Annotated in this window: 21 protein-coding genes; 4 read left to right on the top strand and 17 right to left on the bottom strand. The window is 59.8% G+C overall.

The window, feature by feature from the left end; translation table 11 throughout:
• Positions 1-2: 2 nt before the first annotated feature.
• From E6C55_RS21140 to E6C55_RS21095, 10 genes are all read right to left on the bottom strand, one after another.
• On the bottom strand, positions 3-611 hold the full coding sequence (locus tag E6C55_RS21140; protein ID WP_136371807.1) for a hypothetical protein: 609 nt from the start codon (positions 609-611) through the stop codon (positions 3-5).
• The gene (locus E6C55_RS21135; RefSeq protein WP_136371806.1) at positions 608-1228 is read right to left on the bottom strand and encodes a phosphate starvation-inducible protein PhoH; all 621 of its coding nucleotides are present in this window, start codon (positions 1226-1228) and stop codon (positions 608-610) included. The genes E6C55_RS21140 and E6C55_RS21135 overlap by 4 nt, the downstream gene beginning before the upstream one ends.
• Positions 1229-1249: 21 nt before the next feature.
• Complete coding sequence (locus E6C55_RS21130) at positions 1250-2215, bottom strand: coiled-coil domain-containing protein (protein ID WP_136371805.1); 966 nt, start codon at positions 2213-2215, stop codon at positions 1250-1252.
• On the bottom strand, positions 2208-3077 hold the full coding sequence (locus E6C55_RS21125) for a cell division protein FtsX (RefSeq protein WP_136371804.1): 870 nt from the start codon (positions 3075-3077) through the stop codon (positions 2208-2210). Before E6C55_RS21125 ends, E6C55_RS21130 begins: the two co-directional genes overlap by 8 nt.
• Positions 3074-3745, bottom strand: coding sequence for a cell division ATP-binding protein FtsE (locus E6C55_RS21120; protein ID WP_136371803.1), 672 nt, complete (start codon positions 3743-3745; stop codon positions 3074-3076). Before E6C55_RS21120 ends, E6C55_RS21125 begins: the two co-directional genes overlap by 4 nt.
• Complete coding sequence (locus tag E6C55_RS21115; RefSeq protein WP_230986785.1) at positions 3745-4584, bottom strand: ABC transporter ATP-binding protein; 840 nt, start codon at positions 4582-4584, stop codon at positions 3745-3747. The genes E6C55_RS21120 and E6C55_RS21115 overlap by 1 nt, the downstream gene beginning before the upstream one ends.
• Entirely contained in the window at positions 4581-6287 is a 1707-nt protein-coding gene (locus tag E6C55_RS21110) for a dipeptide/oligopeptide/nickel ABC transporter permease/ATP-binding protein (protein ID WP_136371802.1), read from the bottom strand. The genes E6C55_RS21115 and E6C55_RS21110 overlap by 4 nt, the downstream gene beginning before the upstream one ends.
• On the bottom strand, positions 6284-7315 hold the full coding sequence (locus E6C55_RS21105; protein WP_136371801.1) for an ABC transporter permease: 1032 nt from the start codon (positions 7313-7315) through the stop codon (positions 6284-6286). Before E6C55_RS21105 ends, E6C55_RS21110 begins: the two co-directional genes overlap by 4 nt.
• Before the next feature lie 89 nt (positions 7316-7404).
• Entirely contained in the window at positions 7405-9102 is a 1698-nt protein-coding gene (locus tag E6C55_RS21100) for an ABC transporter substrate-binding protein (protein ID WP_136371800.1), read from the bottom strand.
• A gap of 165 nt (positions 9103-9267) precedes the next feature.
• A complete protein-coding gene (locus tag E6C55_RS21095) occupies positions 9268-10203 on the bottom strand; it encodes a LysR family transcriptional regulator (RefSeq protein WP_230986790.1) in 936 nt (311 codons plus the stop codon).
• A 255-nt stretch (positions 10204-10458) separates the two neighbouring features.
• On the opposite strand from E6C55_RS21095, the gene E6C55_RS21090 reads away from it, so the two are divergent.
• On the top strand, positions 10459-10812 hold the full coding sequence (locus tag E6C55_RS21090) for a hypothetical protein (protein ID WP_168735787.1): 354 nt from the start codon (positions 10459-10461) through the stop codon (positions 10810-10812).
• A gap of 109 nt (positions 10813-10921) precedes the next feature.
• Here the strand turns inward: E6C55_RS21090 and E6C55_RS21085 are convergent, their stop codons facing one another.
• Entirely contained in the window at positions 10922-11212 is a 291-nt protein-coding gene (locus E6C55_RS21085; protein ID WP_136371797.1) for a hypothetical protein, read from the bottom strand.
• 278 nt (positions 11213-11490) lie between these two features.
• On the opposite strand from E6C55_RS21085, the gene E6C55_RS21080 reads away from it, so the two are divergent.
• On the top strand, positions 11491-12477 hold the full coding sequence (locus tag E6C55_RS21080) for a phosphodiester glycosidase family protein (RefSeq protein WP_136371796.1): 987 nt from the start codon (positions 11491-11493) through the stop codon (positions 12475-12477).
• 17 nt (positions 12478-12494) lie between these two features.
• On the top strand, positions 12495-13535 hold the full coding sequence (locus E6C55_RS21075) for a bifunctional glycosyltransferase family 2/GtrA family protein (RefSeq protein WP_136371795.1): 1041 nt from the start codon (positions 12495-12497) through the stop codon (positions 13533-13535).
• Here the strand turns inward: E6C55_RS21075 and E6C55_RS21070 are convergent.
• A complete protein-coding gene (locus tag E6C55_RS21070) occupies positions 13532-14140 on the bottom strand; it encodes a TetR/AcrR family transcriptional regulator (RefSeq protein ID WP_136371794.1) in 609 nt (202 codons plus the stop codon). The genes E6C55_RS21075 and E6C55_RS21070 overlap by 4 nt on opposite strands.
• A gap of 224 nt (positions 14141-14364) precedes the next feature.
• Between E6C55_RS21070 and E6C55_RS21065 the strand changes: the two genes are divergently transcribed.
• Complete coding sequence (locus E6C55_RS21065; RefSeq protein WP_136371793.1) at positions 14365-15867, top strand: DHA2 family efflux MFS transporter permease subunit; 1503 nt, start codon at positions 14365-14367, stop codon at positions 15865-15867.
• A 100-nt stretch (positions 15868-15967) separates the two neighbouring features.
• On the opposite strand, the gene E6C55_RS21060 is transcribed toward E6C55_RS21065, so the two are convergent.
• The 5 genes from E6C55_RS21060 to E6C55_RS21040 all read right to left on the bottom strand — a co-directional run bounded on the left by E6C55_RS21060 (position 15968) and on the right by E6C55_RS21040 (position 20504).
• Positions 15968-16294 (bottom strand): hypothetical protein, encoded by a 327-nt coding sequence (locus E6C55_RS21060; RefSeq protein ID WP_136371792.1) that lies wholly within the window; start codon positions 16292-16294, stop codon positions 15968-15970.
• 21 nt (positions 16295-16315) lie between these two features.
• Entirely contained in the window at positions 16316-16543 is a 228-nt protein-coding gene (locus tag E6C55_RS21055; RefSeq protein WP_136371791.1) for a hypothetical protein, read from the bottom strand.
• Between the two features lie 183 nt (positions 16544-16726).
• Positions 16727-17671 carry a carbohydrate ABC transporter permease gene (locus tag E6C55_RS21050; RefSeq protein ID WP_136371790.1) on the bottom strand — a complete coding sequence of 315 codons (945 nt, stop codon included), beginning with the start codon at positions 17669-17671 and terminating at the stop codon, positions 16727-16729.
• Positions 17672-17691: 20 nt separating this feature from the next.
• The gene (locus tag E6C55_RS21045; RefSeq protein WP_136371789.1) at positions 17692-18666 is read right to left on the bottom strand and encodes an ABC transporter permease; all 975 of its coding nucleotides are present in this window, start codon (positions 18664-18666) and stop codon (positions 17692-17694) included.
• A 116-nt stretch (positions 18667-18782) separates the two neighbouring features.
• Entirely contained in the window at positions 18783-20504 is a 1722-nt protein-coding gene (locus tag E6C55_RS21040) for a type 2 periplasmic-binding domain-containing protein (protein WP_407923758.1), read from the bottom strand.
• Positions 20505-20533 lie beyond the last annotated feature (29 nt).

Below are 20533 nucleotides of genomic sequence, written 5' to 3'. Positions count from 1 at the left end.
CCTCACAGCTCGCCTTCGGCCAGCCACGGGAACAGCCCGTCGAGGAACCGCTCCGTCGCCGGCATGAAGTACGAGCCGTAGTGGAACTCCGGATCGAGGCTGGTGACGACCCAGGTGCCTGCGGTGCTCGTCTTGTCCACGTACACAAGAGCTCCGCCGTCCTCCGTCACGACAAGCGGCACGACATCCCCCTCCGGCCAGAAAACCCCGTGATAATGCCAGGTGGCATCCTGCAAGGTGATGTACTTGTACAGGTTATGCTCGGGGTTGCGTTGCTCGATGCCGCTCTTGGCGTTCTTGTCGAGCCACCACCAGAAGTTCGTCGGCCGATCCTCCCAGTTCTGGTTCGGCACGATCCGCTCGGCATCGTTCGGCCAGAAGACGACAACGGTGCCGCCGTTCGCGGCGAATTGGTCCAGCATCGGCTTCACCTTGGCCAGCAAGCCCGTGTGCAGACGCGACGGCAGCAAGACAACATCGAAGCCTGCGAGAGAATCGTCCTCCATATCCGGAATATAAACGATGTCGGCAATGTACTTGCGATACTTCGGCTCGTTCCAGCTCCGATATTGGTAGGACAGGCCCGAGTAGAGAGCGGCGATTCTCCTCATTGAATGTGCACTCCTTGCTGCAGCAGATTGTATTCTTGGGCGATCCAGGCTTCCACCCGTTCGCCGATCGAGCGTGTCGTGTTGCCGTCGCGATAGCCGAGCAGGTTGTAGCCGGAGCTGACCATCAGCGTTCCCTTCGTGCTGCTGCGGTCGATATACAAGGTCGGCTCGCCGTCCGGCAGCGTCAGCAGCACTTCGGCTCCTGCCGGCACGGGGTGATGGCCGCGGGCGAAGAAGCCGGCGACGCCCTTCTTGTACGTCAGCTCGATCGGGTCGACGTCTGCGAAGATCGGGTGCGCCTTCGCAACGGCGATGTGGTAGTCCAGGTGGCTGCGGATCGTGCGCGGGACGAAGCTCGAGCCTCCCGGCAACCAGGGTCGGAACAATTGCCCGCCGAACAGGACAACCTTGCCTTGATTCAGGAAGTTCGCCACGACGTCCTTGTGCTTAAGCAGAAACTCCTGGTCGCTCGAGCCATGGATCACGAGGCAAGCGTAAGGCTCGAGCGGGATGTTCGGCAGATCGTACATGTCGATGTACGTGTACCCGCTGCTGCCCCCGACTTCCCCCATCACGCCTACTTTAACGTCCAATACCGCTATCCGGTGCTTTTCCATATCGTGTGTCTCTCCTTGATTCTAGTAGTCGGTTCCCGCCACCGCGATTGTTCCTTCCTCTTGCTGCAAGTACGCCCGCTCCCCGACGCCAAGCCGCTCTCTCAGTTCGGCATACGGAAGCTCGAAGCCCGTCAGCTCCTCCAGCGCCTTGTCCGGCACGGAGAACCCGTTGTAGAAGCCCGCTTCGATGACGTATTCCGCGTTCCCGGCGGCATTCTGCAAGAGCTGTCCGATCAGAATCACATTCGCCAGATCCGACTCGTATACGGCATACAGATGATCGGCGCGAAAATAATACGTAAGATCGCTGAGGTCATTCAGCCAGTTCGAGCGCAATTCCGTCCTTCCGTCGACCTTGGATTCGCTCAGCCAATCGCTCCATCCTTCCGTAACGGCGAGCCGATCCGCGAGCAGGGCGGCCTTCAGCGGCTCCTCCACCTCGCTCGCCCAGTCGATGTCCAGGTAGTTCGCGGTCTCCTCCACGCCAAGATCGCCGACGCTGTCCAGGAACGGCTGACGTTGCGCCAGGTTGCGTTCGATCGCCCCGAGCAGTTCCTCGCGGCCCGCCAGCGATTGACGGGTGAGATCGAGCTGCAGATAACTCCGGTACAAGTCGTCCAGCTTGTCGAGCTCGCGCCGAAGCTGACGCTCAAGCAGCCACTCGTTGCCGAGCCGGTCGACGAGCGAGCCCTCGCCTTGAAGCATTCCAAGCCACAGGTCGAGCCCCCGGTCGCGGTAGAACAGCAGCTTGTCCGCCGCAGCATCCCGGTCCTCCGCGAACTGCCGCTGCAGGCCGTCCAGCTCGGGCGCCAGCTTGGCGATCTCTTGCTTCGTCGTCTCGAGATCCTCCCGCAGCTTGTCGGTCGTGGATTCGTCATAGACCGTTGCCAAGTATTCGGCGAATGCTCCGGTCAGGTGCGCGTAGACGCTTGGGGCCGCGAAGAGACACGAGAGGGCGATCAGACAGGCTCCTATCGGCCTACGCATCGCCGATCCTCCTGCGGACGGCCGCATACGCGGCCGCAGCGCCAACAATCGGCCCCGCCAGCGCAAGGCAGACGGCCAGCACGGCCAGCGCCGCAGCATCGAGCTGCACAATCGCTCCGTAAGCAGCGGTCAGCCTCCGACTGACGGCAAGGCCTGCCGCCAGCAGCAGAACGGCCGACGCCGTGCCGCCCGCCAGACCGACCAACGCCCCCTCCAGCATGAATTGCCCTCTGACATGGCCTGCCCGCGCTCCGAGCAGCAGCTTAAGCCGAATCTCCTTGCTTCGTTGATACAGGGCAAGGCGGATCGCCAGGAACACGATCATGAAGGCCAGCGCCAGCAGGAACGCCAGAACGGCGAGACCGGCCGATTGCAGCAGCCCGGACCAATAGACGAGCTGCTCCGCAAGCTGCTGCGGATAGACGACCTGCTCGATCCCTTCCGTCTGCGAGAGCTCCTGCGCCACAAGCGCGATCTGCTCGCTCTCCTTCAGGACAAGCACGACCGCATCCGGCAGCGCGTCGTCCCGGAACGCTTCGAGCAGGTAGGGCTTGCCGGCGAAGAACGATTCGAGCTGCCCGAGCAACTGCTCGCCGGTCTGCACCACGGCGGAAGCGACATAGGACTTGTCCGCGAGAATGGCCGCCGCTTGCTCCGCATCGACGCCGCGCTCGACGTAAACCTTAAGCTCGAGCTGCGAATGCAGGTAGTCCGAGACGCCGGCGAGTCCGCCGCGCAACAGAAGCAGCAGCCCGGTAAGCAGCAGCGCCGCGAAGATCAAGGCGGCGGAGGCGACGGACGCGCCCGCATTGCGCCTGATCCCGATCCGGGCTTCCCTGGCGTAATACAATAGAAGGTTCATCGCCGCCGCACCTTGCCTTCCGCCATCTCCCACACCGTTGCCGGATAGCGGTCGATCAGCTCCTGCGAATGGGTGACGACGAGCATCGCCATGCCCTGCTCCCGTTGAAGCTCGCGCAGCAGGCCCAGCACCTCCGCCGCCGTCTCCGAGTCGAGGTTGCCGGTCGGCTCGTCGGCGAGCAGCAGCTCCGGCTTGCCCAGCAGCGCCCTCACGATGGCGACCCGCTGCTGCTCCCCGCCCGACAATTGCGCCGGATAATCGTTCGCGCGGCCGTCAAGCGACACGCGCCCCAGCAGCTTCATCGCCTCCTCGCGAATCCGGCCGCGCGGCATCCCGCGAACGTCTCCGGCCATCGCGATGTTCTCGTAGACGGTTTTGCCCTCCAGCAGCTCGAACGACTGGAACACAACGCCGATCATTCTTCTCAGCTCATGCCTCGGAATGTCCCGCAATCGCCTGCCCGCCACCTCGATAGCGCCCTCGAATTCGGACAGCTCCCGGTAGAGCAGCTTGAGCAGCGTGCTCTTGCCCGAGCCGGAACGTCCTCTCAAGTAAGCGAACTCCCCGCGCTCCAGCCGGAAGTGAACGTCGTCCAGAACGCTCCGGCCGCCGCAGCTCGCGCAGAGCCCTTCGATTCGAATCATTGTTGTTGCCATTGTCGTTGCCATTACCCGTGGAACTCCCTTAACGCTTGAATAAGCCGGATCGTGAACGGATGCGTCGGATGGTCGATCACCTGCGCCGGCGTGCCGCTCTCGACGATCTCGCCTTCATTCAGCACGAGCAAGCGGTCGCAGAAGCGATACGTGAGCGCCAGATCGTGGGTGATAAACAGCGTTGCCGTGCCGCTGTCCCGGCGAAGCCGGTCCATCAGCTCCAGCAGCTCGAGCCGCAGCGACGAATCCAGCATCGACGTCGGCTCGTCCGCGATGACAAGCCTCGGCTCGGCGACGAAGGCGCGGGCCAGCCCGACGCGCTGCCGCTCCCCTCCGGACAGCTCGTGCGGATAACGCGACGCGTAACGATCCGGGTCAAGCGACACCTTGGCAAGCGCGGAGCGAACCGCCCGGTCCAGCCCGGCCCGGTCGCCGCGCCGGGTTTGGCGGATGACAAGCGGTTCGGCCACGATCTCGCCGATTCGCATTCGCGCGGACAACGACTCGTACGGGTCCTGGAAAATCATCTCGATCCCGAGAGTCGCCCGCCGTCGTGCTGCCCCCCTCAATCTGCCGATGGAGGTTCCCCCGTAGACGATCTCTCCCCCGTCCGCCCGCTCCAGCCCGGCGATGATGCGGCCGATCGTGCTTTTGCCCGCGCCGCTCAGGCCGACGATGCCGACCGTCTCCTGCGGATCGATCCGGAAGCCGACGTTCCGAAGCACTTGCTTGGCTGCCGAACCCGCGCCGAACGACGCATAGCTCTTGCTCAGGCCCGACACCGCCAGCAGCGCGGACGATCCATTCGCCGCCGCGGGGTTCGCCGGCTCGCTCCTCATGATGTTATTCATAGCTGAACCTCCTGTCGCATCTGCCGACCGCCGATGGAAGGAATGGCGTCCATCAGCTTCCTCGTATACGGGTGCCCGGAATGAACGGACAAGTGCCCGGGCGTTCCTTCGTCCACGACCGACCCGCGGTCGAGAATAACGATGCGGTCGGCGATGCGCTTGACGACGGGCAGGTCGTGCGAGATGAAGATCATGGACAGGCCGAGCTCTTGCTGCAGCTTCTTCAGCAGCGCGATGATCTCCACCTGAACGAGCACGTCCAGCCCCGTCGTCGGCTCGTCGGCAATGACGAAGCTCGGCTCGTTCACGAGCGCCATCGCGATCACGACCCGCTGTCTCATCCCTCCGCTCAGCTCGTGCGGATAGGCCGCAAGATACCTCGGTTCGATGCCGACCTGCCCGAGCAGTTGCTCGATTCTCGCTTGGGTATCGGCACGGCTCAGCTTGCGGTGGCAGCGGATCGCTTCGGTCAGTTGCTTCCGAACCGTCCATACCGGGTTCAGGGCGTTCATGGCCGCCTGCGGAATAAGGGCGATCCGGCGTCCCCTTGCCGCCCGCAGCTCGCGATCCGACAGCGCCGTCAGCTCGTCGCCGCCGAGCCGAATGGAACCGGTCCGTGCGGCGGGCGGCTTCAGCATCTGCATAATCGCCGAAGCCATCGTCGTCTTCCCGCTTCCGGACTCGCCGACGATGCCGACGATCTCTGCCGGATGCACGGCAAGATCAATGTCGCGAAGGGCGGCGACGGCCTCCCCGCCCGCCTTCGGGTACCGCACCGACAGCCCGTCGATCCGCAGCGCCGCCGACTCTCCTCCCGTTCTCGCCGCTGATGCCGGCCGACCCGCGGTTTTCTTTGGCGTTATTTTCCCAAGTGCCGTGTAGCTCTGCAGCCTTGGACTCACCCGCTCCTCCAGCCAATACCCGACGAACGAGCAGCCGAGCACCGTCCATACGATGCACAATCCCGGCGGCACAACCCACCAGATCCAGGCGTCCGTCAGGAAGGCGCTGCGGGCGTTCGCATAGAACAGAATGCTTCCCCAGCTCTTCGCCAGCGGGTCGCCGAGCCCCAGGAAGCTTAAGGACGATTCCATCAGAATGGAAGCCGTCACCGCTTGAATAAATTGCGGGATCATAAGCGGAACCGTCATCGGCAGAATGTGCCTGCGGAGAATGTACAGATCCCCGGCTCCCATCGCTCTCGCCGCCTGGACGGGGCCGCGGGTGCGCACCGACAGAATCTGCGACCGCAGCTCGCGCGCGACCTTCGCCCACATAAGGATGGCGATGACGAGAATCTGCGTGGACATGCTCGGCCCGAGGAAGACGCCGATCACGATCATCAGCGGCAGGAACGGGAGCGTCAGGCTCACGTCGACCAGCCTCATGAGCAGCGTATCGGCCCAGCCGCCCCGGTAACCGGCCAGCACGCCGATCGCGACTCCGATCAGCATGGACGCCAGCGCCCCGACGAGGCCGATCGTCAAGGAGACGCGCGCTCCGGTCGCCAGCTCCGCCAGAATGTCCTGCCCGATGTCGTTCGTGCCGAGCAGGTGGCCGTTGCCGGGAGCCGCAAGCGGAGAACCGCTGCGTTCCGCCGGATCGTACGGAATAAGCGCAGGACCAAGCAGCGTAAACAGCAGCATCGCGGCAAGCATGAAGAGACCGACCAGCCCCATCGCTCCGGCTCTGTTGCTTCTCATCTCGATCCCTCCAATGGCTTGCGGATGCGCACCCGCGGATCAACGAGCGGATACGTCAGGTCGGCCAGCAGATTGCCGGCGATAACCGCCAGCGTGATGAGCAGGAAGACGCCTTGCATCAGCGGGTAATCCCGCGCCAGCACGCTCTCGTAGAGCAGGCTGCCGACACCGGGGTACGAGAACACCGTCTCGACGACAACCGCGCCGCTGACCAGCAGGCTGAGGCTCATCGTCATGTGGGTGTACACCGGCAGCAGAGCGTTGCGGAGCGCGTGCCACATCCGCTTGCGCGTCCCGAGCCCCTTCGCCTCCGCCATCATCATGTAATCCTGGCCCAACGAATCGAGCATCGCCGAACGCGTCAGCAGGAAGTAGGAGCCGAGCGAGACCAGCGTGATCGTCGATACCGGCAGCACCATGCGCTGCATGACGGCCACCGCATACGACCAGCCGCCCGTGCTGAACAGAGGAGCGGCTCCGTAGGTCGGGAACCAGCCGAGCTTGACGCCGAAGACGGCGATCAGAATCATGCCCAGCCAGAAGCCCGGCATCGATTCCAGCGTCAGGACGCCCGCCAGCAGGAACAGATCCCGCTTCCGGCCGCGGTTCCACGCCGCATACGCGCCGAGGCCCACGGCGATCGACGCGCTGAGAATCAAGGAGGGCAGCACGATGCGCAGCGTCCACGGCAGACGATCCGCCAGCACTTCGGCAACGGGCTCGCCGAACTTCGTCGAATGGCCCAGATCGAGCGTCAGCGCTCCCTTCAGGAATTTGCCGTATTGCGCGAGGAGGGAGCCGTCCAAGCCGACTTCCTTCATCGCTTGCGCCCGCTGCTCCGGCGTCATCTCCTGCGCCAGCGCTTCGCCGATCGCGAAGCTGAGGGAATCCCCGGGCGCCAGCCGCGGAAGGGCGAAGTTCAGCGTCAGCGCCACGAAGATAACAAGAACATACTGAGCAAGCTTGCGGCCTGCCCGCAGGAGGAGGGGGCGTCCTCCCGCGAACAAGCGGCGTGTGCCATTATTCATCGAATGCGAAGCCCCTCTCCCCTGCCGGAATTCCGTCAAGCGTTACAGTCTCGTCAAGCGTTGCAGTTCCGTCAAGCGTTATCGTTCCGTCAAGCGTTGTTCGTCGCATATTGCTTGCCGATCTCGCCCAGGAAGGAATACTTGTGAATCATGCCGTAGCCCGGCGTCTCGACCCAATCCGCGAACTTGTCCGGGTTGTACGCCCAGTTCTGTTCCGGGTAGTAGACGGTAAGGCTTGTCGGCTGCTTGTTGAACAGCTCTTGCATCTGGAAGGAGATCAGCTTGCGCCCTTCGATCGTCGTCTCCTGCTTCCATTGCTCGATCAGCGTATCCATGGCCGGATAAGGAACGTCCTTCTTCCAGAGGTAACCGGCATAGTGGGACATGACGAATTGGTCCGGATCGCCGACGCCGTGCGCCCCGATCATGCCGATGATCATGTCGAACGTGCGCTCCGAGCTGATCGCCGTAATCGCGGAAGGATCGAGCACCTCGACGGCGACGTCGATTCCGGTATTCGCGAATTGCTCCTTAAGCAGCTCCGACGTGCGGATATACGTCGGCTCGGCCGAGGATACCGCCAGCTTGATCTTGAGCGGCTGACCGTTCGGATCTTCGCGGAGTCCGTCGCCGTTCGTGTCCTTGTAGCCGATCCCGTCCAGAACGGCGCGGGCCGCTTCGACATCGTAAGGCGTGCTCAGATTCGGATTCGTCCACGGCGAATCCGGATGCGGATAGCCCGTCACGCCGGCGCGGGCATGTCCGAGCAGCACCGTGTCGGTGATCGTCTGACGGTCGATCGAGAGGGAGAGCGCGTTCCGGAACGATTCGTTCACGAACGGCTCCTTGTCGTAGTTCAGCTTGACTTCGACGATGGCCAGCTCCGCGGTGCGCTTCACCTTCAGCTTGCCGCCGTCCTCGATGTTGGCCAGCAGCTCGGACGGCACGCTCTTCGCCGACACATCGATCTCGCCGGCGCGCAGCGCGTTGAACATCGCCGTCTGGTCCTTGATGATCGGCATCGTAATCTTGCTCACCGTCGGCTTGCCAAGGAAGTAATCCTCGTTCGCTTCGAACCGGTAGTATTGGTCCGGCACGTATTCCACCAGCTTGTAAGGGCCGGTGCCGATCGCCAGATCGGTAAACTTGCGCGGGTTCTCGACGTTCTCCCAGATGTGCTTGGCCAGAATCGGCAGATCCGCGAACGTTACCGTCTTCAAGGACGGGCACGCGTATTCGCAGGTGAACTTCAGCGTCGTATCGTCAAGCTTCTCGATCGTGCCGATCTTCGGAACCTCGCTGACATGGTGCGAGAAGCGGTTCTGCGGACCGTCGCGATAGTACTCGAAGGTGAACTTCACGTCATCGGCCGTGAACGGCGTTCCATCGTGCCACTTCACGCCGTCGCGAACCTTCAGCGTCCAGGTGAAGTCGTCGAGCTGCTCGGCGGATTCCGCAAGCAGCGGCTGCGGCTCGTCGACATAAGGGGATGGGCCGAACAGCTTGTCGAAGACGAGATCCAGCAAGTAATCGTCGCTTGTCGTGTACAGGTTAAGCGGCCCCGAATCGGCGGCCACTCCGATCTTCAGTTCTTCCACGCTCGTCGCCTTGACGGCGCTCGCGCTCTCGCTTGCCGATGTGCTCGCGGCGGCCGGCGAACCGCCGTCCGTCCCCTCCGCACCCTGTCCGCTGCTCCCGTTGCTCCCATTGCTCGAACAACCCGTTGCCAGCAGGATCAATACCAGAACGATGCTGATCCAACCTTTGCTCTCTCTAACCCGCTTCATGAATCCAACCTCCAGCTTGTCTATGTGTAAGAACTGAGTTGATTATAGATTCGGTGATAATGATTATCAATGTCATAAAAAAGGAAACGCTCCGTTTTCCCTTGCGCCAAGGGCGACGGAACGCTTCTATCATTTTTTTGCATCGATCTATTCAACTTCTTGATGCTACAGATTCCATCCGCCAAGATCGGCGATCTCGCCCAGGGCAGGCTGCTCCTCGCTGAAGTAGGAACGCATCCGTTCGAAGAAGGAGATCTCCTCGAGGGAGTACGGGGTATCGTTGCGAAGCAGCAGGCCGTTCTGGCGGTGATAGCGGAAGAACGGCAGCCTTCTCGCGGCGAGCTCCCCCGTCTCGATCTCCTTGCGGAGAGCCTGATGAGGAAGGAAAGCGATCCCGAGGCCGCTCTTGACCGCCTGCTTGATCACCTCGAAGTTGCTCATCTGCAAATACTGAACCTTCAGCTCGAGACGGCCCAACTCCTTCTGCAGCGAACCGACCATGAACTTGCTCCTCGGAATAAGCACGGTCTCGTCTTGGAGATCTCTCGTATAGATGGTTTTGCGAAGGTTAAGGGAATGGCCGGGAGGCAGAACGAGCATAAATTCATCCTCGAACATCGTATGCACCGTAAATTCGGAGCGGATGTACTCGTCATCCGGGTAATACGGCATGATCGCCCAGTTCGTTCTGCGATCGACGAGCGCCTGCTTGAGATCTTCATAGCAATACGCGTTGATCTCCAGCCGGTAACGGGCGCCTTGGTGATGCAGCTTCGGCAGGATGTCGTCGAAGTAGTAATTCGCGAAGTATTGGCTGACATAGACCGAGAGAAGCATGCTCTCCTGCTTCATGGAGTTCTGGACGGCAATATGCGCTTGCTGCATCTGCTGCTCGATCTGCCTGGCATATTGGAGGAAAATCTCGCCTTGCTTCGTGAGCTGTGCGTTCTTCCCCGTACGAATGAACAACGGCGCGGCGAACTGCTCCTCCAGCTTCTGAATATGATGGCTGATCGTGGGCTGCGAGCAGAACAGCTTCTTGGCCGCTTCCGTGAACGAGCCGCATTCTGCCAATACGATGAAGGTCTCCAATCGTTCCATCAGTTTCACAAGTGCGGGTCACCTCGGGTGGAATTGCAGGGTTTAAGCACGGCTGCTTATTGATAAAGATTATCATCTTCAATTGAGGCGGTCAAGCCAATAAAACCCGTTCGGGGCGGCTCGCGAGATTGAGGGGATTTGGGGCGGTTGAGGATACGGTCGAGAGGCTTGGTCCGGTTGATGTGTTTGGTGAGCGTGGGGAGTTTGCGGCGGATGGGAGCGATTGAGACCGTTGAGAGGCTTTGAACGATTGATGTGTCTGGTGCGGAAGGGGGGATTGATGCGTTTGATGCGTTTGATGCGTTTGATGCGTTTGATGCGTTTGATGCGTTTGATGCGTTTGATGCGTTTGATGCGTTTGATGCGTTTGATGCGTTTGATGCGTTTGATGCGTTTGATGCGTTTGAGGCGTTTGAGGCGGTTGAGGCGCGATTTATGCGATTTTTCACATTCGTCGGCTCATCTTTCGCACAAATCGGGGCGTTTTATATGATTTTCCGCATATATACGGGCCGTTCGGGTCGGAACAACCCATATGAATGTGATTTTTCGCATAAAATCAGCCGATTGGCCCGTTATCCGCGAGTGCGAATGTGGTTTTTCACATAAAATCCTGGCAACCACCGGCATAGTCGCCTCCACTGTCCCTACCGCCGCCAAACACGAGAAAACCCAAGCCATAATCGGCTTGGGCAGCGTCGTCCCGCGACTGCGCGAACTACTGCAGCACAGCGACCTCGTACTTCTCCGCGACCGTGTTCAGGAGGTAATTCTCGACGTGCTCGTAATCCCCGAGCCTGTCGCTCGTGATCACAATCGGCTCCTCGATCCCCCGCACGATCATCTTGATTCCGTCCACCTCAACCGTCCGCAGCAGCTTCCTCACCGATTCCTTCACCTTCTCCAGGCGATCCAGCTTCATGTACTCGATTGTGATCGGCGTGTTCTCCTGCTCCAAGGTAAGCACCATCTCCGTTGCGTCCAAGTTGACATCCATCGCTCTCAGCATTTCGAATGTCCTCCTCTGGCAGCCCCGAGTCGGGGGTGTAATGAACGTTCTTACCCTTCATATAACCGCATCGGCGAGGATTGAAACACAAGCTGGGAAGTTGGGCCGTCTTGTCAGAAGCAGATTCTCCAGACAATCAGGCTTTCAGCAGCGCCGCGTTTCTGGCGTCCCCTTGCTTTTTCATCCAACCTTCAGGTTTCTCTCACGGAGGCTTCAGGAAGCCTCCCCATAATGACACTATCGCAAGCTGTCTATCGCAACAGTCAGGAGAGATGTCCATGAAGCGCATACGCACAAGAACCAAAGTCATTCTCATCATCGTCATTATTCTCGCCATTCTGGGAGCTATCGCTTATAAGCTTGCCGATCGTTATCTGATCGAACATGTGGAGGTCGTCGTCACGAACGACGCGGGAGAGGAAGCTGCGTCCGGCTCCGGGACCGGTCCAGAGACGCAGTCGGGCTCGAATTCGGACACGGGGTCGGAGGCGGATTCCGATCCGGGGCAAGTGACCTCCGACGATTGGAATTACTCCAGCGATACCCAGACGATCAGCATCAAGAAGGTGCAGACGGGCTCCGGGAGCGACACGATTACCTATTACGTAGCGGATGTCGTGCTGAAGGACGCGTCGAGCCTGCTCACCGCCTTCGCCAAGGATTCGTTCGGAACGAACATCACCCAGGATACGTCAACCATCGCGGAAAATCATGACGCCATCTTCGCCATCAACGGGGACTATTACGGGTTCCGGGATACGGGGGTTGTGATTCGCAACGGCGAGCTGTACCGGGACGAGCCGGAGCGAGACGGCTTCGCCACGCTGGCGGACGGCACGATGATGTCGTACAACGAAGAAGAAGTAAGCTCGTCCGAGCTGCTCGCCGAAGGCGTGACGAACACGTTCTCCTTCGGTCCGGTGCTCGTCAAGGACGGTGCGATCGCGGGCGACTTCAGCAAGGTGAAGATCGACACGAACTTCGGCAACCGGACCATCCAGAACGCCAACCCGCGAACGGGCATCGGCATGATCGCGCCGAACCATTACGTGTTCGTTGTCGTCGACGGGCGCAGCAGCGGGTATAGCCGCGGCATGACGCTTGACGAATTCGCGCAACTGTTCGTCGACCTCGGCGCAACCGAAGCTTACAATCTCGACGGCGGCGGCTCTTCGACGATGTACTTCATGGGCAGGGTCGTCAACGAACCCCTCGGCAAGGGCAACGAACGCGGCGTCAGCGACATTATTTATTTGAAGGAATAATGAAGGAGGAAGCCGACATGACAATTCTTATTCCCTCTTATGAACCGGACGAGCGGCTCCTCGGGCTTATTCACTCGCTTAAGGAAAACAGCGATGCTTCGATCCTCGTCGTCGACGACGGAAGCGGCGAAGGCTACCGCGGCATCTTCGACTCGGCGCGCAATGCCGGCTGCACGGTCGTGACGCTTCCCGTCAATCGCGGCAAGGGGCGGGCGCTCAAGATCGGGTTTGATTATATCCGCCGGAGCGGCGAGAGCGATGGCGTCGTCTGCGCCGACAGCGACGGGCAGCACCTGCCGAAGGACATTATGAAGGTGGCGACCGCCGTGCGCGACAACCCGAGGCACATCGTCCTCGGCAGCCGCAGATTCACCGGCAAGGTGCCGGCGCGCAGCCGGCTGGGCAACACCGCTACGCGAATGGTCTATTCCGCCGCCACCGGAACGCCGATCCATGACACGCAGACCGGCCTTAGAGGTTATTCGCCGGACATGCTCGAATGGCTGTGCGAGATTCCCGGCGAGCGGTTCGAGTACGAGATGAACATGCTGCTCGAATCCAAGCAGGCCGGCTATCGCTTGATCGAGGTGCCCATCGACACCGTCTACCTCGACGAGAACAAGTCGTCCCACTTCCGGCCGCTCGTCGACTCCGCGCGCATCTACTTCCCGTTCCTGAAGTTCTGCGCCTCCTCCGGGCTCTCGGCGCTGCTCGACATCCTGCTGCTGTTCCTGTTCCAGGCGATCGACTGGAACCTGTTCTTCTCCGTCGTCGGCGCCAGGACGGGCAGCTCGCTGTTCAACTTCGGGATGAACCGCGCCTTCGTATTCGGCAAGAAGAGCAAGCAGAAGGAGCGAATCCCGGCGACGGCCTCGCGTTCGCTCAAGCGGTCCATGCCGAGGTATTATGCCCTCGTCGCAATCATTCTGCTCAGCAACTACGGCTTGCTCTACGCTTTCCACGAGAGCATCGGCATCCCGCTGCTTGCCGCGAAGCTTATGACGGAAGCGATTCTGTTCGCCTTCAGCTTCTGGGCTCAGAAGAAGTTCGTATATTAATCATTGCCGAAGTAATGAGGCAGCAGCAGCGCCATCTGCTGCGCCAGATAGCGGGGCGTATACGGCATGTCGGCGCGAAGCCAGGAGTTGATCATGCCGATCATGGCGGATGAGCCGAACCAGACGGCGATGTCCTTCGGGATCGCATTGCGGGCCAGGAACGAGTCCTTGCCCGAGCTCTCGACTTTATCCTTGATAATGCCGACCAGCGGCTTCAGCAGCCGGTCCGTGAAGATCGGGGAGCGCTTGAAGGCCAGCGTCACGGTGTAGAACTTCGAGTATTCCGCGATGTGCTCGAGCAACGCGACCAGCGTCGGCCAGCTCTCCTGATCTTGCTGGCCGGGCTTACCCCCCTGCTGGCTGTCGGTGCGATTCAAAATGGCGTAGATGTTGTCCATCATCTCGTCCGCCATCTTCTCGAGCATGTCGGGAATGTCGCGGTAATGCAAATAGAACGTAACCCGGTTGATCGTCGCCCTCTCCGCAATCTTGTTGACGGATATTTTCTCCAGGTCCATCTCCCACAGCAGCTCGATAAAAGCTTCCTTGATCAATTGCCGAGTTCGCACAATGCGAGGATCGATTCGTTGCGATCCGTTGCTCAAGGTTGTTCGCCTTCCTCTCTAGTCTCTACGTGCTACAAACTTCCGTCATCCGTCGCACTTCGCGACTATCGATGACATGGAACCCCTTACATGTAAACTAATCGACACTCCGGGCGAAATCGTCGCTTGTAAAACCGCCGAAACGGATTATAATCTTATTCATCGCGTTGATTATACAACAGAGTGTAAACTAGTCACAAGAAAGATTGGAAGGATGAGCAACGATGAGCAAGATCAGTCATGCACCTCCCTTGACGGGAGACTCCATTAAGAAAGGCCCCATCCTGTTTATCATGATCCTGGGCGCGTTCCTCGCGACGCTGAACCAGACGGTCATGACCGTCGCCGTTCCGGAATTGATGAACGACTTCGCTATCGCCGCTTCGACAGCGCAATGGCTGACGACCGGCTACATGCTCGTTAACGGCGTGCTCGTTCCGATTACGGCGTACCTGATGCAGCGTTTCTCGACTCGGCAACTGTTCCAGTCTGCTATGTTTATTTTCCTCATTGGTACGATTGTCTCGGCCCTCTCGTCAAGCTTCGACGTGCTGCTGGTCGGCCGCATGATCCAGGCGGCAGGCGCAGGCATCATCATGCCGCTCCTGATGACCGTTATCCTGACGCTCTTCCCGCCGGAGAAACGCGGCGCCGCCATGGGGATGGTCGGCTTCGCCATCATCTTCGCTCCGGCCATCGGCCCGACGCTCGCCGGCTACATTCTCGAGAACTTCGCCTGGGAGACGATGTTCTACGGCATGATCCCGTTCGCCTTGATCGTTATCGTCTGCGGCTTCGTCTACCTGAAGAACGTCTCGGAGCCCGAGCAAGCCAAGCTCGACGTGTACAGCGTCGCCGTCTCCACAATCGGCTTCGGCGCCATTCTGTACGGCTTCAGCCGCGCCGGCAGCCTTGGCTGGGACAGCGCCGAAGTCATCTGGACAATCGTCATCGGCGTCGTCTCGCTGGTCTTGTTCGTCTGGAGACAGCTCACGGCCAAGATGCCGCTGCTCGACCTCAGAGCATTCAAGTATAATATGTTCTCGCTCACGACCGTTATCAACATCGCCGTCACCATGGTTATGTACGCGGATATGATGCTTCTGCCGCTGTACCTGCAGAACGCTCGCGGCTACACCGCCATCGAATCCGGGCTGCTGATGCTGCCGGGGGCGCTCATCATGGGCTTCCTGATGCCGGTAACCGGCAAGCTGTTCGACCGGTTCGGCGCCAAGTGGCTGGCCGTCATCGGCCTCGCCATCACGATCGGAACGACGCTCGGCTTCGTCAACCTGACGGATTCGACCAGCTACACGTATCTGCTGCTCATGTCCACCGCGCGCCGGATCGGCATGGCCCTGTTCATGATGCCGATCCAGACGGCCGGTCTGAACCAGCTTCCCGCCAAGCTGAACGCGCACGGTACGGCGATCTCCAACACCGTCCGCCAAGTCTCGGGCGCTATCGGAACGTCGCTGCTCGTCACCGTTATGACCAACCAGACAACGAGCCATATCAAGGACATGATGGCTTCCGGCGCATCGCTGACGGACCAACTGAAGCTCAATGCGACGATTCAAGGCATCAACGACGCCTACTTCGTTATCGTGGGCATCGGCATCGTCGGTCTGGCGCTCGCCTTCTTCATCAAGAAGACCAGCCACCCGGCAGACCAGAAGGCAACGGGTGCCGCAGCCGCGAAGGCGAAGGTTAGGGAGCAGAATTAAGAATAAGAAGAATTGCAGACAAAAGCACGAACACGCCCTCCTTCCGGACGTTCCGGCAAAAGAGGGCGTTTCTTGTTTCTCCTTTAGACGAACCAGAAGCTCAGAACTCCCGCTCGACGCCCATCTGCAGGTTCATCGAATGGATGTGCTTCCTCGTCTTCTCCGTGCCAAGTTCGCCGACGAGGCCGTAGATCTGCTTCAGAATGTAGTCGTACTGGTCGTTCTCGGAGTCGTGGTGATACGGAATGCCCGGGTAGTGGGCGCGGAATGTCGTATCCTCCTCGCAGCCCTCCAGCTCGACGAACAAGTCGCGCAGCTTGTCCAACTCCTGCTCGGTCGCCATAATCTCGAATTCGTAGGCCGCGTCGCCTTGGTTGTACATGACCGTCTTCGCCTGCACGGACACGTAATAATGTCTCTTGTCCATAAGTTCTGGCCTCCTTCGCCGTTACCGGGTGAACATCGCGAGCACAATGGCCCCGAGCACCACGAGGATGGGGAACAGCCAGTACCCGATCACCATCGGATTCGCGGCGACGGGATGGCGCACCGTCGTGCCGCTGATGTCTTTGTCGAGCTCCTTATGCTCCTGCTTGCGCATGAAATAAAAGGAGCTGACCAAGGAAAACAAGCACACCGCCGCAGCCAGAATAAGCAGCACATTGTAAAGAGACATCCCCTGCACAACCTCCTCGTCGCGATGGCCGCGATGACAGTTGTACACATTTTCCCGCGGAACGGTGTGATTTATGCATATGGACGAGGATATTTCAACCTTGTACGCGGCAGCCATTGGCGCCGCCAAGCGCACATTACCGCCCCGGTCGCGCGGCGGTAAACCCCACAGCGACGAATTCCGTCACCCCTTCACGCCGCCGACCGTCATTCCCTTCACGAAGTACTTCTGCAGGAACGGGTAGACGATGATCATCGGCACGGCGGCCACGATCGTCATCGTCGCGCGGATCGAGAGCGGGGATACCTTGATGGACGCGCCGCTTCCCGAATTCGCGAATGCTGTCTCCGCACTCGACGTCGTGTTGGAGTTCTGGAGGATTTTCTGCAGCTCGTACTGCAGTGTGCTCAGCTTGACGTTGGACGAGTTGTACAGGAACACGTCGAACCAGGAGTTCCATTGGTATACCGCCGTGAACAACGCAACCGTAGCCAGAACGGGCAGGCAGAGCGGGAAAACAATGTTGAAGAACGTGCGGAAGTCCCCCGCCCCGTCGATCCGTCCCGACTCGATGACGCTCTCCGGCAGTTGCTCGATGAACGACCGGATAATGATCAGGTTGAAGACGCCGATGACGCCCGGCCAGATGTACACCCAGAAGCTGTTGATCAGCCCGAGGTCGCGAATGAGCAGATAGTTCGGAATAAGGCCGCCGTTGATGTACATCGTGATAATAAATGCGATGGTGATGAACTTGCGGAGCACGTATTCGGGCCGGCTGATCGTATAGGCGACCATCGCCGAGGCGAACACCGTGACAACCGTCCCGAGCACCGTGCGCAGCACCGAGATGAAGGTCGCGTTGTAGATCGTCGCCTCGTTGAAGACGAACTTGTAGTTCTCTGCGGAGAACACCCGCGGCCAGAGGTGAATGCCTCCCTTGATCGAATCGCTCGCCGCGTTCAAGGAGACGGCAAGCGTGTTCAGGAAGGGATAGAGGGTCACGATCATCAGGCAGGTGAGGAAAATATAGTTCACAATATCGAACACGCGGTCGCCTGCCGAGGAGCCGCGCCTCGAGTAACGGCCGGGCTGCGTAGTGGAAGTTGTGGAAGTTGAATTCGCCATTGCGGATCACCGCTCCTTGTCTAGAACAATCTGTCTTGCCCGAGCCGCTTGGCGATATGGTTCGCCGAGAAGAGGAGCACGAAGCTGACGACCGTCTTGAACATGCCCGCGGCCGTTGCGAGCGGGAAGTTGAACTGCTGAAGCCCGTACTTCAGAACGAATATGTCAATGTTCTCGGAATATTCGGCGTTCATGCCGTTGCCGAGCAAGTACTGCGGCTCGAATCCCGATTCCAGCAAATATCCGATGTTCATGATAAGCAGGACGATAATGACCGGCTTGATGCCGGGAAGAGTGATGAACCACATCCGCCTCAGGCGGCCGGCTCCGTCCATCTCCGCCGCCTCGTACTGAGCCGGATCGATCGAGCTGATGGCGGCCAGATAGACGATCGTGTTCCAGCCGACGTCCTTCCATACCGAGCTTGCGCCGAAGATTCCCCAGAACCATTCTGCCTTGCCGAGGAACAGAATCTCCTGTCCCTTCTCGATGAAGCCGAATGTCTTCAACAATTCGTTAAAAATACCGTCCGGAGCCAGCATCGTCTGGATGATGCCCGCGGCGACGACCCAGGAGATGAAGTGAGGCAAGTAGCTGACCGTCTGAACGACGCGCTTGAACGCGACCTTCCGGACTTCGTTCAGCAGAAGCGCGAGCGAGACAGCGGTCACGAACCCGAGCACGAGATTGATTCCGCTCATCGCGAGCGTATTGCGCAGGGAGATCAGGAACCGATCTTCCGAGAACAGCGACTGGAAGTGGTGGAAGCCGACCCATTCCTGTTCCTTGAAGGAGAGCGAAGGCTGATAATCCTGGAAGGCGATCGTCCAGCCCCAGACCGGGACGTACTTGAAGACGAACAGCCAGATGACGAACGGCACGGACATCAGGACAAGCGTGCGTTGCTGGATCAGTCTCTTGATGATCAGCGTCAGCCCGTTCGGTTTATTCGCCGGCGTCTGCGGAGACGCTGCAAGTGCGGCTTTATTCTCCATATCTCTTTGTCTCCTTCCGTTCGGGCCAAGCCATATTGAGAGCAGGAAGGGAAGGCCGGAGCTGCGTTGGCTGCAGCTCGCGAGACCGGCCTTCCCTCTCTGTCGGTCATCGCCTGTTACTTGGCAACTTCCACGATCTTCTTGATCTGTTCCGCATACCAAGTCTCATACCCGACCGTATCCAGCTTGCCGAATTCCTTCGTGTATTCGGCCCATACGCCTTCGAAGTCCGCCGGCTTCGCCAGCACAAGCTTCGCGTAGTACTTCTTAAGCAGCTCGTCCTTCTTCGTCTCCCAGATCTGCTGCGGCGAGCCTTGCTCCTTCGGAATGCTCCATGCCGGGTACCAAGGACGATCCTCCGGCGTGTCGAACAGCTCGGCGTACGTCTTGACGCCGTACTTGCCCAGAATCGTCTTGTCGCCTTCCGTCAGGCTGAGCTGGAATACTTCCGGTTGGTAGCCCGGTGCCAGCGAGTTGCCGTCCGCAAGCGTCGAGGACGTGTTGTATTGCGGCCAGTCCCAGTCGTACGTCTTGAAGCCAAATTGCTCGTTGAACGTGTCGTCCAGCTTCGCGATCTGCTCCGCCGTCCGGTAGAAGCGGCCGTTCGCGTCCACCTCGTACGTCTCGCCCTTGATGCCCCAGCTCTTCAGAATTTGATTCTCTTCCTTAAGCAGGTTGTCGAAGTACTGGATGATGCGAGCCGGGTCCTTCGCGCTCTTCGTGATGCCGACGCCGCGATTGCTGGTCCAGCCCGGAGGGTCCAGGTATTGATCATGCGTTCCGTCGAACGTAACCGCCAGCGGGAAGTAGACGAAGTCGTCCTGCGACTGGTCCTTCCGCGCCGCATCCTTCAGCACGTTCTGCGCGCTTCCGATCTGCCAGCCGTAGTCGAAGAAGCCTACAACCTTGTGCGAGGACAGCTTCGCAATATATTGGTCATAGTTGTCGACGAAGGAGGACTTGTCGAACAGCCCCTTGGCATTCAGGTCGTTCAGCGTCTGCACCCAGCGCTTCTCGAAGTCCGTTCCGGCGTAGCTCTTGGCCTCGTACGTGTTGACGTCGACCATGACGTTGCCGTCGTTCGGGAAGCCGGCAAGGTGCATCGGCGGGTTCGAAGTGGCGAAGAACCTCCAGTCGTGCGTAAGCGAGACCATGCCGGTCAAGTCTTCATCCGGGTGCTTGGCGACGAAGTCTTCCACAAGCTTCACGTACTCGTCCAGCGTCTTGATCTGCGGATATCCCGCTTCCTTCAGCACGCGGCGCTGTACCCAGAACGCGCCCTGGTTGATGTTCGGATCGGCCGAGAAGTCGCCGACTTGAGCGGAGAACGGAAGGAAGTAGATCTTGCCGCCGTAATCGGCGCGCATGCGTTCGAAGTACGGGCCGTAGACGCGCTTGATGTTCGGGCCGTACTGCTCGATCAGATCGTCGAGGGCGATGAAGCCGCCGGCCTTGAGCACTTCTTCGATCGCGGCATCGGGAACGAGAACGTCCGGGTACTCGTTGGAAGCGATCATCGTCCCGATCTTCGTATTCAGGTCGCCGACCAGATGCTCGATCTTGAAGTTGACGCCGGTCTGGTCCTCGAGCGCTTTGCCGATCGTCGTCTCGTTCGTATTGAGGTCCTTCTCGCCCGCAACCCCGTTAAAGAAAGTGAACGTTACTTTATCAAGCGGTTTCTCCGATGCCGTCTCCGATGCAGCGGGACTGCTGCTGCTTGGTGCGCTGGGCGATGCGCTCTTGCCGTCGTTGCCTCCGTTATTGTTCCCGTTCGAGCAGGCAACCCCGGAGACCGCCAGCGCGGCGGCCATACCGGCGACCAGTAGTTTCTTTGCCACTTCGTTCGAACCCCTTCCGCTAGGATTTA

It is taken from the genome of Cohnella fermenti, from assembly GCF_004801405.1.
In the GTDB taxonomy this organism is placed as follows: Bacteria; Bacillota; Bacilli; order Paenibacillales; family Paenibacillaceae; genus Cohnella; species Cohnella fermenti.
This window is presented reverse-complemented; position numbering and strand designations above follow the sequence as displayed.

What these genes read in the sequence shown, in the direction of transcription:
- E6C55_RS21140 (WP_136371807.1), bottom strand. Translation starts at nt 611, where the DNA reads ATGAGGAGAATCGCCGCTCTCTACTCGGGCCTGTCCTACCAATATCGG.
- E6C55_RS21135 (WP_136371806.1), bottom strand. Translation starts at nt 1,228, where the DNA reads ATGGAAAAGCACCGGATAGCGGTATTGGACGTTAAAGTAGGCGTGATG.
- E6C55_RS21130 (WP_136371805.1), bottom strand. Translation starts at nt 2,215, where the DNA reads ATGCGTAGGCCGATAGGAGCCTGTCTGATCGCCCTCTCGTGTCTCTTC.
- E6C55_RS21125 (WP_136371804.1), bottom strand. Translation starts at nt 3,077, where the DNA reads ATGAACCTTCTATTGTATTACGCCAGGGAAGCCCGGATCGGGATCAGG.
- E6C55_RS21120 (WP_136371803.1), bottom strand. Translation starts at nt 3,745, where the DNA reads ATGGCAACGACAATGGCAACAACAATGATTCGAATCGAAGGGCTCTGC.
- E6C55_RS21115 (WP_230986785.1), bottom strand. Translation starts at nt 4,584, where the DNA reads ATGAATAACATCATGAGGAGCGAGCCGGCGAACCCCGCGGCGGCGAAT.
- E6C55_RS21110 (WP_136371802.1), bottom strand. Translation starts at nt 6,287, where the DNA reads ATGAGAAGCAACAGAGCCGGAGCGATGGGGCTGGTCGGTCTCTTCATG.
- E6C55_RS21105 (WP_136371801.1), bottom strand. Translation starts at nt 7,315, where the DNA reads ATGAATAATGGCACACGCCGCTTGTTCGCGGGAGGACGCCCCCTCCTC.
- E6C55_RS21100 (WP_136371800.1), bottom strand. Translation starts at nt 9,102, where the DNA reads ATGAAGCGGGTTAGAGAGAGCAAAGGTTGGATCAGCATCGTTCTGGTA.
- E6C55_RS21095 (WP_230986790.1), bottom strand. Translation starts at nt 10,203, where the DNA reads ATGGAACGATTGGAGACCTTCATCGTATTGGCAGAATGCGGCTCGTTC.
- E6C55_RS21085 (WP_136371797.1), bottom strand. Translation starts at nt 11,212, where the DNA reads ATGCTGAGAGCGATGGATGTCAACTTGGACGCAACGGAGATGGTGCTT.
- E6C55_RS21080 (WP_136371796.1), top strand. Translation starts at nt 11,491, where the DNA reads ATGAAGCGCATACGCACAAGAACCAAAGTCATTCTCATCATCGTCATT.
- E6C55_RS21075 (WP_136371795.1), top strand. Translation starts at nt 12,495, where the DNA reads ATGACAATTCTTATTCCCTCTTATGAACCGGACGAGCGGCTCCTCGGG.
- E6C55_RS21065 (WP_136371793.1), top strand. Translation starts at nt 14,365, where the DNA reads ATGAGCAAGATCAGTCATGCACCTCCCTTGACGGGAGACTCCATTAAG.
- E6C55_RS21060 (WP_136371792.1), bottom strand. Translation starts at nt 16,294, where the DNA reads ATGGACAAGAGACATTATTACGTGTCCGTGCAGGCGAAGACGGTCATG.
- E6C55_RS21055 (WP_136371791.1), bottom strand. Translation starts at nt 16,543, where the DNA reads ATGTCTCTTTACAATGTGCTGCTTATTCTGGCTGCGGCGGTGTGCTTG.
- E6C55_RS21050 (WP_136371790.1), bottom strand. Translation starts at nt 17,671, where the DNA reads ATGGCGAATTCAACTTCCACAACTTCCACTACGCAGCCCGGCCGTTAC.
- E6C55_RS21045 (WP_136371789.1), bottom strand. Translation starts at nt 18,666, where the DNA reads ATGGAGAATAAAGCCGCACTTGCAGCGTCTCCGCAGACGCCGGCGAAT.